13 protein-coding genes are annotated in these 14606 nt (G+C 74.9%); 8 read left to right on the forward strand and 5 right to left on the reverse strand.

What is annotated here, in order from left to right; all coding sequences use genetic code 11:
* The first annotated feature begins 193 nt into the window (after positions 1 to 193).
* The 7 genes from SNE206_RS04155 to SNE206_RS04185 all read left to right on the forward strand — a co-directional run bounded on the left by SNE206_RS04155 (position 194) and on the right by SNE206_RS04185 (position 5805).
* A complete protein-coding gene (locus SNE206_RS04155) occupies positions 194 to 973 on the forward strand; it encodes an IclR family transcriptional regulator (protein WP_407911954.1) in 780 nt (259 codons plus the stop codon).
* Positions 974 to 1123: 150 nt separating this feature from the next.
* Positions 1124 to 2014: a metal-dependent hydrolase gene (locus SNE206_RS04160; protein WP_407911955.1), complete on the forward strand. Its 891-nt coding sequence runs from the start codon at positions 1124 to 1126 to the stop codon at positions 2012 to 2014.
* A gap of 145 nt (positions 2015 to 2159) precedes the next feature.
* The gene (locus SNE206_RS04165) at positions 2160 to 3245 is read left to right on the forward strand and encodes a PDR/VanB family oxidoreductase (RefSeq protein WP_407911956.1); all 1086 of its coding nucleotides are present in this window, start codon (positions 2160 to 2162) and stop codon (positions 3243 to 3245) included.
* 9 nt (positions 3246 to 3254) lie between these two features.
* Positions 3255 to 3398 (forward strand): hypothetical protein, encoded by a 144-nt coding sequence (locus SNE206_RS04170; RefSeq protein WP_407911957.1) that lies wholly within the window; start codon positions 3255 to 3257, stop codon positions 3396 to 3398.
* The gene (locus tag SNE206_RS04175; protein WP_407911958.1) at positions 3395 to 5113 is read left to right on the forward strand and encodes an SDR family oxidoreductase; all 1719 of its coding nucleotides are present in this window, start codon (positions 3395 to 3397) and stop codon (positions 5111 to 5113) included. The genes SNE206_RS04170 and SNE206_RS04175 overlap by 4 nt, the downstream gene beginning before the upstream one ends.
* Before the next feature lie 66 nt (positions 5114 to 5179).
* Positions 5180 to 5392: a type II toxin-antitoxin system VapB family antitoxin gene (locus SNE206_RS04180; protein ID WP_407911959.1), complete on the forward strand. Its 213-nt coding sequence runs from the start codon at positions 5180 to 5182 to the stop codon at positions 5390 to 5392.
* The gene (locus SNE206_RS04185; protein ID WP_407911960.1) at positions 5389 to 5805 is read left to right on the forward strand and encodes a PIN domain nuclease; all 417 of its coding nucleotides are present in this window, start codon (positions 5389 to 5391) and stop codon (positions 5803 to 5805) included. The genes SNE206_RS04180 and SNE206_RS04185 overlap by 4 nt, the downstream gene beginning before the upstream one ends.
* A 46-nt stretch (positions 5806 to 5851) precedes the next feature.
* On the opposite strand, the gene SNE206_RS04190 is transcribed toward SNE206_RS04185, so the two are convergent.
* The 5 genes from SNE206_RS04190 to SNE206_RS04210 all read right to left on the reverse strand — a co-directional run bounded on the left by SNE206_RS04190 (position 5852) and on the right by SNE206_RS04210 (position 12556).
* Positions 5852 to 7030: an XdhC family protein gene (locus SNE206_RS04190; RefSeq protein ID WP_407911961.1), complete on the reverse strand. Its 1179-nt coding sequence runs from the start codon at positions 7028 to 7030 to the stop codon at positions 5852 to 5854.
* A 70-nt stretch (positions 7031 to 7100) separates the two neighbouring features.
* A complete protein-coding gene (locus tag SNE206_RS04195; protein ID WP_407911962.1) occupies positions 7101 to 8579 on the reverse strand; it encodes an NCS2 family permease in 1479 nt (492 codons plus the stop codon).
* A 250-nt stretch (positions 8580 to 8829) separates the two neighbouring features.
* Positions 8830 to 11190, reverse strand: a complete 2361-nt coding sequence (gene pucD, locus SNE206_RS04200; RefSeq protein WP_407911963.1) for a xanthine dehydrogenase subunit D — start codon at positions 11188 to 11190, stop codon at positions 8830 to 8832.
* A complete protein-coding gene (locus SNE206_RS04205) occupies positions 11187 to 11672 on the reverse strand; it encodes a (2Fe-2S)-binding protein (RefSeq protein WP_407911964.1) in 486 nt (161 codons plus the stop codon). The genes pucD and SNE206_RS04205 overlap by 4 nt, the downstream gene beginning before the upstream one ends.
* Positions 11669 to 12556 carry an FAD binding domain-containing protein gene (locus tag SNE206_RS04210; protein WP_407911965.1) on the reverse strand — a complete coding sequence of 296 codons (888 nt, stop codon included), beginning with the start codon at positions 12554 to 12556 and terminating at the stop codon, positions 11669 to 11671. Before SNE206_RS04210 ends, SNE206_RS04205 begins: the two co-directional genes overlap by 4 nt.
* Positions 12557 to 12966: 410 nt before the next feature.
* On the opposite strand from SNE206_RS04210, the gene SNE206_RS04215 reads away from it, so the two are divergent.
* The gene (locus SNE206_RS04215) at positions 12967 to 14565 is read left to right on the forward strand and encodes a helix-turn-helix domain-containing protein (protein ID WP_407911966.1); all 1599 of its coding nucleotides are present in this window, start codon (positions 12967 to 12969) and stop codon (positions 14563 to 14565) included.
* The last annotated feature ends 41 nt before the right edge of the window (positions 14566 to 14606 follow it).

Raw genomic sequence — 14606 nt, forward strand, 5'->3', positions numbered from 1 at the left:
CACGTCATCCTTGGCCCCGCCCGGGCGCGTTCGCCCCTCCCGCCGCCGGCGGCGCGGAGGGGCCGCGCCCGGGCGGGCCGCGTCCGCCGTCCGGGCCACATCCGGCGGAGGGCTGCCGCGGGGGGCCGCGCTGTGGCTACGCTGGTGGTGCGCGGCCGCGGCCGTGTGCGCGCGCGAGCGGAAGGGGACGCCCATGTCGGCACCGAGTCGGGGCCGTGGGACCGGTCCCACCCACGGCCGCCCGAGCCCGTACGGCGCGCTGCACCGTGCGCTGCGCCTGCTGGAGGCCGTCGACCGGCACCCGCACGGCGTCGGCACCGCCGAGCTCGCCCGTGAGCTGGGGCTGCCGCCCGCGGCCGTCCGGGAGCTCGCCGAGACCCTGGAGTGCGAGGGCTACCTGCTCCTCGACGAGGCGGTGTGGGTGCTGGGCGGCGCGCTGACCCTGCTGGGGCAGCACAACCGCGAGCAGCTCGTCCGGGCCCGGCTGCACCGCAAGCTCGCCGACCTGCGGGACGAGCTCGGCGCGGCGGTCTACTTCAGCCGTTACCACGACGGCGAGCTGTCGGTGGAGGCGGTGTCGGCGACCGAGGAGGCGCCGGCGGTGCAGGAGTGGGCGGACTTCCGGGCAACGGCGCACGCCAGCGCGATCGGCAAGTGCCTGCTCGGCCAGCTCGACGACGACGGCCGCCGCGACCACCTGGCCCGGCACCCGGCGGCCCCGCTGACCGCGCGCACCATCACCGACGCCGAGCAGCTGCTGCACCGGCTCGACCGCCAGCCGGCCACCGTGCCGGTGCTCGACCTGCAGGAGTACGCGCTGGGCACCGTGTGCGCGGCGGTGCCGGTGACGGCGGGTTCGACGGTGGGGTGCCTGGCCACCTCGATGCCGGTGCAGAGCGCCTACCGGCTGCGGGCCGCGGCGGAGCTGCTCGCGGAGCGGGCGGCGCCGCTGATGGTGGCGATGGCCGTCTGAGGGGGAGCCCGGCCGGGGCGGTGCCGGCCGCTGCGGGCCACTCTTATTAGACTCGATGTCGATAAGAGCGCCGAAACCCTTGTCCGGTCCCGTACCCGCGAGTAGGTTGCCAGAGCCGCCGCAGCCGCCCGCAGGTCAGGAGGGACCGCCATGCCCAGCCCCACCCCGCCGCCTTCCGTCCACCACGGCCTCGTCCTCGAACCCCGTGACGTCCACTTCGACTGGACCGCCCTCCCGCTGCACTGGATCCCCGGCGAGCCGATGGCCACCCACGTCATCAACGTCCTCCACCTGCTGCTGCCCGAGGGCGAGCGCTGGTTCGTCGAGGTCTTCAAGGACGCCCTGCCGATGATCACCGACGAGCAGCTCCGCGAGGAGGTCCGCGGCTTCATCGGCCAGGAGGCCATCCACGCCGAGGCCCACCAGGAGGTCCTCGACCACCTCCTCGGCCAGGGCCTCGACCCGCGGCCCTACGTCCGCCAGGTCAGCTGGCTCTTCCACCGCATCCTCGGCGACCGCCCCGGCCTCTCCGCCGCCCGGAGCCGCGAGCACACCGTCGAGCGGGTCGCCTTCGTCGCCGCCATCGAGCACTTCACCGCCTTCCTCGGCCACTGGATCCTCAACTCGCCCGCCCTCGACCGCGCCCAGGCCGACCCGACCATGCTCGACCTGCTGCGCTGGCACGGCGCCGAGGAGGTCGAGCACCGCAGCGTCGCCTACGACCTCCTGCGCCACCTCGACCCCGGCTACCTCCGCCGGGTCCGCGGCATGCTCGTCTCCGGCCCGCTCCTCGTGCACCTCTGGGTGCGCGGCACCCGGTTCATGCTCGCCGCCGACCCCCTCCTCGACGGCCGGCTCAGGCCCACCTGGCGCGAGGCCCACCTCAACGCCCGCCGCGGCCTGCTGCCCGACCTCCGCGTCATGGCCCGCTCCGCCGCCCGCTACTTCCGGCCCGGCTACCACCCCACCCAGGAGGGCTCCTCCAGCCAGGCCCTCGGCTACCTCGCCGCCTCCCCGGCCGCCCGCGCCGCCGCGCACTGACAGCCGCGCCGACAGCCGCACCGACAGTCGCACCGGCACCCGCGCCGCCGCCCGCACCGCCGCCCGCCACGACCCGCCGCCGCCCGCCGACCCGCACGCCCGCCGACCCGCACGCCCGCCGACCCGCCCACCCGGAGCCGCACGGATGGACCCCACCACCCCGCCCCCCGACCTGTACGGCCGCCCCCGCGCCGACCGCTTCATGCGCGCCGTCACCGCCTTCGGCGACCACTACATGCCCGCCCTCGGCCGCCCCGGCCTGCGCCGCAGCCCGCGCCGCCCGCAGCCGCCCGGCACCCCGCAGCTGCGGCTCGCCGTCACCGCGCACCGCACCGTCGCCGACGGCGTCGTCACCCTGCACCTCGCCGACCCCGCCGGAGCCCCGCTGCCCGCCTGGCAGCCCGGCGCCCGCCTCCTCCTCACCCTGCCCTCCGGCCGGCAGCGCCACTACTCGCTCTGCGGCGACCCCGCGGACCGGCAGACCTACCGCATCGCCGTCCGCCGGATCGCCGACGGCGGAGGCGGGTCCACCGAGATCCACGACGAGCTGCGCCCCGGCCACGTCCTGACGACCCGCCGGCCCCGCAACGGCTTCGCGTTCTGCGCCGAGCCCGCGGTGCTGCTCCTCGCCGGCGGCATCGGCATCACCCCGCTGCTGCCGATGGCCCGCCAGGCGCACGCCCTCGGCCTCGACTGGCACCTCGTGCACACCGGCCGCACCGCCGCCTCGCTGCCCTTCACCGACGAGCTGCGCGCCCTCGACCCGGCCCGGGTGGAGATCCGCACCGACGACCGCGACGGCCCGCCCGACGCCGCCGCCCTCCTCGCCCGCGCCCCCCGCGGCGCCGCCGTCTACTGCTGCGGCCCCGCCCCGATGATCGACGCCGTCCGGCAGGCGCTCGACGCCTCGCCCGCCCGCGCGCTGCACGTCGAGCGGTTCGCCCCCGCGCCCGTCGCCGACGGCCGGCCGTTCACCCTGCGGCTCGGCGCCGACGGTCCCGAGGTCGCCGTCCCCGGGGACCGCACGGCCCTCGACGCCGCCCGCGACCACCGCCCCGACCTGCCCTACTCCTGCCGGCAGGGGTTCTGCGGCACCTGCCGGGTCCGGGTGCTCTCCGGCACCCCCGAGCACCGCGACCGCCGCCTCACCGGCACCGAACGCGCCGAGGGCGCCCTGCTGCCCTGCGTCTCCCGTGCCGCCGAGGGCGAGACCCTCGTCCTGGACCTCTGAGGAGCCGCCGTGCCGCACCCGCAGCGCCCGGCCGCGGCCGTGCCGTACGCTCCCGACCGCACGCCCGCCGGCCCGCGCGACCGCGGCGCCGACCCGCTCGACGACCACCAGCCGCACGCGCGGCGCCGGACACTCCAGAGGGAGGCCGCATGACCATCCGCCGCCGCACCGTCGACTCGGGCGGGGTGCCGCTCGCCGTGTACGAGCAGGGCGACCCCGCCGACCCGACCGTCGTGCTCGTCCACGGCTACCCCGACACCCACACCGTCTGGGACGACATCGCCGCCGACCTCGCCGGCGACCACCACGTCGTGCGCTACGACGTGCGCGGCGCCGGCCGCTCCGGCGCCCCCGCCGACCGCAGCGGCTACCGGCTGCCGCTGCTCGGCGCCGACCTGCTCGCCGTCGCCGGCGCCGTCAGCCCGGACGCGCCCGTCCACGTCGTCGCCCACGACTGGGGCTCCATCCAGTCCTGGGAGGCCGTCACCGAGCCCGGCGCGCACCACCGGATCGCCTCCTACACCAGCCTCTCCGGCCCTTCGCTCGACCACATCGGCCACTGGATCCGGCACCGGACGCGCCGGCCCACCCCCCGCCACCTGCGCCAGCTCGCCGTGCAGGGCGTGCACTCCTGGTACATCACCGCCTTCCACCTGCCCTACCTCGCACCGGCCGTCTGGCGGCTCCTGCTCGCCCGCGCCTGGCCGCTGGTGCTGCAGCGGCTGGAGGACGTGCCCCCGCGGCCCGGCCACCCGCAGCCCACCCTCACCCGGGACGCCGTCCGCGGCATCGAGCTGTACCGCGCCAACTTCCGGCCCGTGCTGCGCCGTCCGCGCGAGCGGCGCACCGAGGTGCCGGTGCAGCTCGTCACGCTGCGCCGCGACCGCTACGTCTCGCCGTTCCTCTCCGAGGGCCTGGAGCGGTGGGCGCCGAACCTCACCCGCCGCACCCTCGACGCCGGCCACTGGTCGGCCCTGCTGGAGAAGGGCGCCACCGTGGCCCACCTCGTCCGCGAGCACGTCGGCCGGGTCGCCGACGGCCGCACCCAGGGTCCGCCGGAGAGCGGACGGCTGGTCGTCGTCACCGGCGGCGGCAGCGGCATCGGCCGGGCCACCGCCCTCGCCTTCGCCGCGCAGGGCGACCGCGTCGTCGTCTGCGACCTCGACCTCGCCGCGGCCGAACGCACCGCGGAAGCCTGCGCGGCGGCCGCCCCCGGCGCCGCCGCGTACCGCGTGGACGTCTCCGACGGGCCGGCCGTGGACGCCTTCGCCCGGCAGGTCGCCGAGGCCCACGGCGTGCCGGACGTCGTCGTCAACAACGCCGGCATCGGCCACGCCGGGTCCTTCCTGCAGACCACGGAGAAGGAGTGGCAGCGCGTCCTCGACGTCAACCTGTGGGGCGTCATCCACGGCTGCCGGGCGTTCGGCTCGCTCATGGTGGAGCGCGGCGAGGGCGGCCACATCGTCAACCTCGCGTCCGCCGCGGCCTACCTGCCCGCCACCTCGCTCGCCGCGTACGCCACCAGCAAGGCGGGCGTGCTGATGCTCTCCGACTGCCTGCGCGCGGAGCTCGTGCCGCACCGGATCGCCGTCTCCGCGGTGTGCCCCGGCATCGTCGACACCGGCATCACCCGCACCACCACCTTCTCCGGCCTCGACCCGGAGGCGCAGGCCGCCCGGCAGGCCAAGGCCTCGAAGGCGTACGCCCGCCGGGGCTTCCCGCCCGAGAAGGTGGCGGCCGAGATCGTCCGGGCGGTCCGCACCCGCCGGGCGTTCGTGCCCGTCACGGTCGAGGCGAAGGCCGCCCACCTGCTGGGCCGGATCAGCCCCCGCCTGCTCCGCCGCCTGGCCCGGCTGGACGTCGGCTGAGCGTCCCCGTTCTCACCTTGATATCGGATACGATGAAATCCGATATCAAGGCTTCCGGAGGCTTCCATGGCGCGCACGGTGATAGACGTGGACGACGAGCTGCTGGCCGAGGCCGCTGAGATCTTCGGTACGACCACCAAGGTCGCCACCGTCAACGCCGCTCTAGCGGACGCGATCAAGCGGCGGAAGCGGGAGTCCTTCCTGGACTGGCTCGCGGAAGGCGGCCTTCCTGACCTCACCGGCCCGGTCGGCGGCGGGGCGGAGCACCGGGCGGCATGACCGAACGGTTCCTCGTCGACACGTCGGTGCTCGCCCGGATCCCGAAGCCCCGCGTTCGCAGCGTCGTCCAGCCGCTGCACAGCGCAGGGCTACTGGCGACCTGTGCGGCGGTCGAGCTGGAGATCCTGCGGACCGCCAGGACGAAGGCCGAGGCCGAGCGCATCCGGGACGAGATGCGCGGCTTCGATTGGCTCCCCACCACCGACGAGATCTGGGACCGGGCGCTGGACGTCCAGGTCCTGCTGACAGGCGTCGGAAACTGGCGCGCCCTGTCGGTGGCCGACCTCGTGGTGGCTGCCACGGCCGAACGGCACGGTGTCGCCGTCCTCCACTACGACGGCGATTTCGACATGATCGCCGGAGTGACGGGACAGCCGACCCGTTGGGTCGTGGACCCGGGAACCGCCGACTGAGGCCGACCGTCCGGTCTCCCGTGCCGGAGTGCGCCGCCGCATCCGCTCAGGCGGCGTGCGGCCGGGGCGCGGCGCTCTCCTGCGGGGCGGCGAGGTCGTGGTGGATCGGCCCGTCTCCGGCCGACAGCGGCAGGCAGGAGCCGCCGCGGCGGTGGGCGACGATCTCGGCGGCGACGGAGACGGCCGTCTCCTCGGGGGTGCGGGCGCCGAGGTCGAGGCCGATCGGGGAGCGCAGCCGGGCGATCTCGGCCTCGGTGAGGCCCACCTCGCGCAGCCGGGCGGCGCGGTCGCGGTGGGTGCGACGGGAGCCCATCGCGCCGACGTAGCCGAGCGGCAGGCGCAGGGCGCGTTCCAGCAGCGGGATGTCGAACTTGGCGTCGTGGGTGAGCACGCACAGCACGGTGCGGCCGTCGATCCGGTCGAGCTGGGAGTCGAGGTAGCGGTGCGGCCAGTCGACGACGACCTCGTCCGCGTCGGGGAAGCGCCGCTCGGTGGCGAAGACCGGCCGGGCGTCGCAGACGGTCACGCGGTAGCCGAGGAAGCGGCCGATGCGGGTGACGGCCGCGGCGAAGTCGATCGCCCCGAAGACGATCATGCGGGGGGCGGGCACGTACGACTCGACGAAGAGGGTGACGCTGCCCTGCCCGGTCTCGTCGCAGGGACGGCCGTCCAGGCCGAGGACGACGGTGCCGGTGCGCCCGGCCTCCAGCATGGCGCGGGCCTCCGCGGCCACCGCGCGCTCCAGCGGGGCGGTGGTCGACGGCGCGGGGGAGAGCGCGCCGTGCCGCGCGTCGGCGGTGACGGCGACGGCGGCGCCGAGCAGTGCGGCGGGGCCGGCGATCACCCGGGCGAGGGCGACGGGGGTGCCGGAGGCGACGCAGGCGATCCCGGCGTCGATCGCCGGGTCGGCGCCGGGCGTGACCGGCTGCACGAAGACGTCGAGGACGCCGCCGCAGGTCAGGCCGACGGCGAAGGCGTCCTCGTCGCTGAAGCCGAAGCGTTCCAGCACGGGCCGTCCGGTGGCGATCGCTTCCCGGCACAGCTCGTACACGGCGCCCTCCACGCAGCCGCCCGAGACGGAGCCGACCGCCTCGCCCGCGCCGTCCACCGCGAGGGCGGCACCCGGGTCGCGCGGGGCGCTGCCGGAGACGCCGACGACGCTGGCCACGGCGAAGGAGCGCCCGGACGCGTGCCAGGCGTGCAGCTGCGCGGCGATGTCCTGCATGGAGAGGCTCCTTTACGTAGAAGGGTAGGCCGCCGCGGCACGGGGTGCCCGTGCCGCGGCGGCGGGGTGCTCAGTGCACGCCCAGCCACGCCTTGACGGGGGTGAGGGCGAAGTAGACGGTGAAGAGGGCGGTGAGGATCCACATGAGCGGGCCGGGCTCGCGCCACTTGCCGGCGCCGGCCCTGATGACGGTGTAGGAGATGACGCCCGCGGCCACCCCGGCGGTGATGCTGTAGGTGAAGGGCATCAGGACGCAGGTGAGGAAGGCCGGGACGGCGACCTCACGGTCGGCCCAGTCGATGTGCCGGGCCTGGCTCATCATCATCGACCCGATGACGACCAGGGCGGCGGACGCCACCTCGACCGGCACGATCGCGGCGACCGGCGAGAGGAACAGCATCGCGGCGAAGAGCAGGCCGGTGACGGTGGAGGCGAGGCCGGTGCGGGCGCCGTCGCCGACGCCGGTCGCGGACTCCACGAAGACGGTCTGGCCGGAGGCGCCCGCGAGGCCGCCGACCGCGCCGCCGGCGCCGTCGACGAGGAGCGCCTTCGACAGGCCCGGCATGCGGCCCTTGCCGTCGGCGAGCCCGGCCTCGGTGCCGACGCCGATGATGGTGGCCATCGCGTCGAAGAAGCCGGCCAGCACGAGGGTGAAGACCGCGACGGAGGCGCTGATCGCGCCCATGCCCTGCCCGGAGAACGCCCCGAAGAGGTCGACGTGGCCGAACAGCCCGAAGTCGGGGGCGGAGACGGGGCTGCCCGGCCACACCGGCGCCGAGCTCGACCAGGTCCTGGCGGGGAGGTCGGCGACCGCGTCGACGACCACGGCGAGGACGGTGCCGCCGGCGATGCCGATGAGGATGGCGCCGCGCACCTTGCGGGCGAGCAGCACGAAGATCGTGAGCAGGGTCAGCGCGAAGACCAGCACGGGCCAGCCGGCGAGTTCGCCGTACGGGCCGAGGGAGAGCGGGGTGGGGCCGCCGGTGTGCACGAAGCCGGCCTTGTAGAGGCCGATGACGGTGACGAACAGGCCGATGCCGATGGTGATGGCGTGCTTGAGCGGCAGCGGGATGCCGTTCATGATCTTCTCGCGCAGGCCGGAGACCACCAGCAGCACGATCAGCAGGCCGTAGACCACGCACAGGCCCATCGCCTGCGGCCAGGTGGTGTGCGGCACCACCAGGGCGGATATCGCGCCGGAGACGGAGAGCCCGGCGGCGAGGGCGAGCGGCACGTTGCCGACCACCCCCATGAGGATGGTCGTCACCGCGGCGGCGAGCGCGGTGGCGGTGGTGAGCTGGGCGTGGTCCAGCTTGAGGCCGTTGACGTCGGCGCCGCTCAGGATCACCGGGTTGAGCAGCACGATGTAGGCCATCGCCATGAACGTCGTGAGGCCGCCGCGGAGTTCGTTGCCGAGGCTGGAGCCCCGGGCGGAGATCCGGAAGTACGTGTCCAGCGGGTTCTTCCGCGGGGTGGCCGCCGACGGCGTGAGGGCGTCGTCGGTGGCGGGTCCGTCAGTGGTGCCGGGCTCCGTGGGGATCCTGGTCATGTCCACTCCCAAGTGTCAAAGGGGGTTGGGGTGGGCGAGCCGACCTGACTGCCGGAAAAGGAGGGGCACAGGGGGACTGTTCGACTCACGGGGCACCCGGCGGTCGCCGGTGTGCGGGTGGCGGGTTGCGCACCGCCGCATCGCCCCGGCGTGGGAGAGACAGCGGGTGGTGCACGGCGGGGTGGTTCCGGTGGTGCGCCCCGGGGCGGCGGGGAGGACGTGGGTGCGCCGCCCCGGGGAGGCGGGTGGGTCAGAGCGTTCCGGTGAGGTGCTCCGGCCGGACCGGTACCCGGGTGAGGGCGAGGCCGGTGGCGTTGCGGATCGCCGCGACGATCGAGGGGGTGGCCGACACCGTCGGGGCCTCGCCGACGCCGCGCAGCCCGTACGGGGCGTTCGGGTCGGGGAGTTCGAGGATCTCCACCGGGATCGGCGGGGTGTCGAGGATGGTGGGGATCAGGTAGTCGGTGAACGAGGCGTTGCGCACCTTGCCGTCCTGCAGCACGATCTCCTCCATCACGGCGAGGCCGAGGGCCTGGGTGCAGCCGCCCTGGATCTGGCCGACGACGGAGAGCGGGTTGAGCGCCTTGCCGACGTCCTGGACGGCGGTCAGCTCGACCACCTTGACCAGGCCGAGTTCGACGTCGACGTCGACGACCGCGCGGTTGGCGCAGAAGGTGTACTGGACGTGGCCGAAGCCCTGCCCGGTCTCCTTGTCGAACGGCTCGGTCGGCCGGTGGTGGTGCTCGCGGGTGAGGTCGACGGCCTCGTCGCCGAGCAGGTCGACCATCGTCACCAGCACGCCGGCGCTCTCCGAGACGACCTTGCCGCCGACGAGCGCGAGGTCGCGGTGCGTCCAGCCGTACCGGCGGCGGCCCTTGTCGAACAGCTCGTTGCGGACGGCCTCGGCGGCGAGCTTCACCGCACCGCCGGTCATGTAGGTCTGCCGGGAGGCGGAGGTGGAGCCGGCCGAGCCGACCTCGGTGTTGGCGGGGTGGATGGTGACCTGCTCGACCCCGAGCTCGGTACGGGCGATCTGGGCGTGCACGGTGACGCCGCCCTGGCCGACCTCCGCCATCGCGGTGTGCACCATGGCGACCGGTTCGCCGCCGATGACCTCCAGCCGCACGCGGGCGGTGGAGTAGTCGTCGAAGCCCTCGGAGAAGCCGACGTTCTTGATGCCGACCGAGTAGCCGATGCCGCGCACGATGCCCTCGCCGTGCGAGGTGTTGGAGAGCGCGCCGGGCAGGGTGCGCACGTCGACGTCCTCCGGGTCGAGCGGCGGCGGCAGCGGCATGTCCTTGACGCGCTGCAGCAGTTCGGCGACGGGTGCGGGCGCGTCGATCTCCTGGCCGGTGGGCATGAAGTCGCCCTGGGTGACGGCGTTGAGCTGGCGCAGCTCGACCGGGTCCATGCCGAGGGCGGCGGCGAGCCTGTCCATCTGCGACTCGTAGCCGAAGCAGGCCTGCACCGCGCCGAAGCCGCGCATCGCGCCGCAGCTCGGGTTGTTGGAGTAGAGCGCGATCGCCTCCATCCGCACGTTCGGGATGACGTACGGGCCGTGGCCGAGCGAGGCCGCGTTGCCGGCGACCGCGGGGGAGGTGGAGGCGTAGGCCCCGCCGTCCAGCACGATGCGGCAGTCGGCGAAGACCAGCTTGCCGTCGCGGGTGGCGCCGTGCTCGTACGTCATCCTCGCGGGGTGGCGGTGCACGTGGCCGAAGAACGACTCGTCACGGGCGTAGACGATCTTGACGGGCTTGCCGGTGTGCAGGGCCAGCAGGCAGGCGTGGATCTGCATGGAGAGGTCCTCGCGGCCGCCGAAGGCGCCGCCGACGCCGGCCAGCGTGAGGCGCACCTTCTCCTCGGGCAGGGCCAGCACGGGCGCCATCTGCTGGCGGTCGACGTGCAGCCACTGGGTCGCGATGTAGAGGTCGACGCCGCCGTCCTCGGCGGGCACCGCCAGGCCGGACTCCGGGCCGAGGAAGGCCTGGTCCTGCATGCCGACCTCGTAGCTGCCCTTGACGATCACGTCCGCCAGGGCCCGCACCTCGTCGGTGACGCCGAGACCGGAGACCAGCCGCTGGCTGTGGCAGATGTTGCCGGAGCCGTGCGACTTGTACTCGTGCGGTTCGTGGACGTAGCCGTACGTCGCCGGGTCGAGGCACTGCTCCTCGGTGGTGATCGGGGTGAGCACCTCGTACTCGACCCTGATCTTCTTCACCGCGCGGCGGGCCGTCTCCGGGTGGTCCGCGGCGACCAGGGCGATCGCCTCGCCGTGGTAGCGGACCTTGTCGATGGCCAGCGCCGGCTGGTCCTGGATCTCCAGGCCGTAGAACTTCGTGCCGGGGATGTCCTCGTGGGTGAGCACGGCGTACACGCCGGGCACCTTCAGCGCCTCGGAGACGTCCACCGAGAGGATGTTCGCCCGCGGGTGCGGGGAGCGCAGCGCCGTGCCCCACAGCATGTCCTCGTGCCACATGTCGGACGAGTACGCGAACTCGCCCCGGACCTTCAGGTTGCCGTCCGGGCGCAGCGGCGAGCCGCCGATGCCGTCCTTGGCCGCCTGGTGGATGTTCTGGAGGTTCTTCTGCCCCCGGATCGTCCGCGTCGTCATTCCGAGGCCGCCTTCTCGCACGTGCGGGCGGAGGCGAGCCGCACCGCGTCCATGATCTTCTCGTAGCCCGTGCACCGGCACAGGTTGCCCGACAGGGCCTCGCGGATGTCGGTGTCGCTGGGCTGCGGGTCCGCGGCGAGCAGCGCGTCGGTCTGCACCAGCAGGCCGGGCGTGCAGAAGCCGCACTGCACGGCGCCCGCGTCGACGAAGGCCTGCTGGACGAGGCCGAGCTCGCCGTTCTCCTCGGAGAGCCCCTCGACGGTGCGCACCTCGCGGCCCTGCACCTGGCCGGCCGCGACCAGACAGGAACAGACCGGCACGCCGTCGAGGTAGACGGTGCAGGAGCCGCACTCGCCCTGCTCGCAGGCGTTCTTGGAGCCGGGCAGGCCCACGCGCTCGCGCAGCACGTACAGGAGGCTCTCGCCCTCCCACACGTCGTCGGCCTCGACCGGCCTGCCGTTGGCGGTGAATGTGACTCTCATGCCGCGCTCCTGATCTGCTTGCCGTAGTCGTTCCACGTCCAGGTGAGCGTGCGGCGGGCCATCACGGCCAGCGCGTGCCGCCGGTACGCGGCGGTGCCGCGGACGTCGTCGATCGGGGAGGCCGCACCGCGCACGAGCTCGCCGAAGCGCTGCACGACCTCGGCACCCAGCAGCCCGCCCGACTCCCACAGGCCGCGCTCGGCGAGCACGCCCTGCAGGTACTCCTCGGCCTCGACGGCCCGGCGCGGGGTCGGGGCGGCCGAACCGATGCCCGTGCCGACGGTGCCGTTCTTCGGGTGGAGGGCGAAGCCGAACGCGCACACCGCGATGACCATCGCGTTGCGGGTGCCGATCTTCGAGAACTGCTGCGGGCCGTCGGCGGCCGGGATGCGCACCGCGCGGATCAGCTCGTCCGGCTCCAGGCTGTTGCGCTTGACGCCCGTGTAGAAGTCGTCGATCGCGATCAGCCGGGTGCCGCGCACCGACGCGGCCTCCACGAGGACGTCGCGGCCCGCCGCGAGCAGCGCGGGGTGCGAGTCGCCCGCGGGGGAGGCGGCGCCGAGGTTGCCGCCGACGGAGCCCCGGTTGCGGATCTGCGGCGAGCCGACCGTGTGCGCGGCCAGCGCCAGGCCCGGCAGCGGGCCGGACAGTTCGTCGATGATCCGGCTGTAGGGCACCGAGGCGCCGAGCCGGACGACGTCGCCGTCGTGCGACCACCCGGTCAGCTCGGTGACGCGGGTCAGGTCGAGAATCGCGGAGGGCCGGTGCACGTCGAAGTTCATCTCGACCATGACGTCCGTACCGCCCGCGATGGGCAGCGCGGTCGGGTACTCAGCCTTCGCCGCGAGTGCCTCGTCCCACGTAGCGGGCCGAAGGAACTCCATGCGGGTGTCTCCTCAAGTCGTCGCCAACCGGACAGTGGGCACAGTGCCCCGAACTCCGTACCGGGCCCCTGCCACGGCTTCGTCGCCTCGGCGTCGGGCCCGGGTCACCGGGGTGTTCCGTCGGCGTGTGGCCAGTGAACCCCTGTGACGGGGGCCACTGGCAGTCACCGATGGCATGAAGCCCGCGCGCCCGTCCCGGCCGGCGTCCTGTACGTTCCTCTAAGGCAGAGACATGCCCCGTCCGACGGTTCTCCTACCGCTGTCCACGACCGTAATCCGGCCGTGACGGCGAGGCGACGGGCCCGTGATCCGCCCGCCCGCGGGGGCGGCCCGCCGGGGCCCACGGCATCGTGCACACTGTGAGCCCCCACACCACCCGACCCCCGCCCCCTGCACGAAGGAGCCTGCGGATGCGTGTCCGCGACCTGCTCGCCCCCGGCGCCCCGCGGCTGCGGCTGCTCGCCGCGGAGGACGAGCTCGACCGGCAGGTCGGCGGTGTGATGACCACCGACCTCCAGGACCCGGGCCGCTACCTGCACGGCGGCGAACTGGTGCTCACCGGCATGCTCTGGCGCACCGTGCCGGAGGACTCCGAACGGTTCGTGCGCACCCTCGCCGCGGGTGGCGCGGTGGCCCTGGCGGCGGGCGAGGCCGAGGTCGGGCCGGTGCCGGACGACCTGGTCGAGGCGTGCCGCCGGCACCGGATGCCGCTCCTCGCGGTGCCCGACGACATCGCCTTCGGCACGGTCGCGGAGTTCATCGGGCGCCAGGTCTCCGCGGACCGCGCCGCCGACCTCGCCGCCCTCGTCGACCGCCACCGGCAGCTCGTCTCCGCGGCGGGCGCCGGCGGCCTCGACGCGGTGCTCGACCTGCTCGGCGGCGACCTCGACCTCGACTGCTGGGTGCTCACCCCCACCGGCCGGGTCATCGCCGGGCCCGCCGACCGGCTCTCCGCCGAGGACCGCGACCAGCTGGTGCGCGCGCACCTCGCCGCGCAGCGCCGCCGCCACCGCCCGCCGCACCGGGCCCGCCTCGCCGACGGCACGTACTCGCTGCTGCCCGCGCCCGCCGAGTCGTCCGGCGACGCCCCGCAGCCCGAGCGGCTGCTCGCCGACTGGATGCTCGCCGTCGCGGGGGACGTCACCGAGTGGGCGCCCAAGCGCCAGCAGCTCGCCGACAACCTGGCCCGGCTGGTGGGCGCCGAGCGCACCCGCCGCGACGAGGGCCGCCGGCTGCGCCGCCGGATCGCCGACGAGGTGCTCGGCCTGCTCCGGCGGGACGCCGACCCGGCCGAGATCTCCCGCGCGCTGCAGGCCTCCACCACCATGGCCCTGCGCTACGAGGGCGGCCGGCCGGAGAGCTCCGACGCCTGGCTGATCGTCTCGGCGGAGGGCACCGGCCTGCCGGACGGCGCCGTGCGCGGGGTGCTGGAGGAGGCCCTCGCCGAGGCCACCGACCGTGCGCTGGTGGCCGGCGCCGGGAGCGGCGCGGTCGTGGTGCTGCCCGCGCCGGAGGGCGGGGTGCCCGCCGACGCGATCCGCGAGCTGCTGGCCCCGCTGGAGGCGGGGCTGGGCCCGGAGGGCCGGATCACCGTCGGCGTCTCGGCCCCCGCGACCGAGGCGGGCGGCCTGCGCGGCGCCCTGGAGGAGGCCCGGCACGCCCGCCGGATCGCCGCCGCCCGGGTCGGCCGGGTGTGCGTGGCCGGGCCGGACGAGCTGGCCTCGCACGTGCTGCTGCTCGCCGCGGTGCCCGACGAGGTGCGCCGGGCCTTCCGCAGCCGCCTGCTCGACAAGGTCGTCGCGTACGACCTGGAGCACCAGGCCGACCTGGTGCGCACGCTGGAGGCGTTCCTGCGGTCCGACGGGTCGTGGACGCGCTGCGCGGCCCAGCTGCACGTGCACGTGAACACCCTGCGCTACCGCATCGGCCGGATCGAGGAGCTGACGGGCCGTGACCTCTCGCGGCTGGAGGACCGGGTCGACTTCTACCTGGCGCTGGAGCTGGCCTGACGCACCGGCGGCCCCCCCCCCCCCCCGGGGGGGGCGGCGGG

The sequence above is a fragment of the Kitasatospora sp. NE20-6 genome (genome assembly GCF_045862635.1).

Bases quoted from the DNA above. Each gene is read 5' to 3' on its own strand.
- SNE206_RS04215 (WP_407911966.1), top strand. From the start codon at position 12,967: ATGCGTGTCCGCGACCTGCTCGCCCCCGGCGCCCCGCGGCTGCGGCTG.
- SNE206_RS04195 (WP_407911962.1), bottom strand. From the start codon at position 8,579: ATGACCAGGATCCCCACGGAGCCCGGCACCACTGACGGACCCGCCACC.
- SNE206_RS04175 (WP_407911958.1), top strand. From the start codon at position 3,395: ATGACCATCCGCCGCCGCACCGTCGACTCGGGCGGGGTGCCGCTCGCC.
- SNE206_RS04180 (WP_407911959.1), top strand. From the start codon at position 5,180: ATGGCGCGCACGGTGATAGACGTGGACGACGAGCTGCTGGCCGAGGCC.
- SNE206_RS04165 (WP_407911956.1), top strand. From the start codon at position 2,160: ATGGACCCCACCACCCCGCCCCCCGACCTGTACGGCCGCCCCCGCGCC.
- SNE206_RS04155 (WP_407911954.1), top strand. From the start codon at position 194: ATGTCGGCACCGAGTCGGGGCCGTGGGACCGGTCCCACCCACGGCCGC.
- SNE206_RS04160 (WP_407911955.1), top strand. From the start codon at position 1,124: ATGCCCAGCCCCACCCCGCCGCCTTCCGTCCACCACGGCCTCGTCCTC.
- SNE206_RS04205 (WP_407911964.1), bottom strand. From the start codon at position 11,672: ATGAGAGTCACATTCACCGCCAACGGCAGGCCGGTCGAGGCCGACGAC.
- pucD (WP_407911963.1), bottom strand. From the start codon at position 11,190: ATGACGACGCGGACGATCCGGGGGCAGAAGAACCTCCAGAACATCCAC.
- SNE206_RS04210 (WP_407911965.1), bottom strand. From the start codon at position 12,556: ATGGAGTTCCTTCGGCCCGCTACGTGGGACGAGGCACTCGCGGCGAAG.
- SNE206_RS04190 (WP_407911961.1), bottom strand. From the start codon at position 7,030: ATGCAGGACATCGCCGCGCAGCTGCACGCCTGGCACGCGTCCGGGCGC.
- SNE206_RS04185 (WP_407911960.1), top strand. From the start codon at position 5,389: ATGACCGAACGGTTCCTCGTCGACACGTCGGTGCTCGCCCGGATCCCG.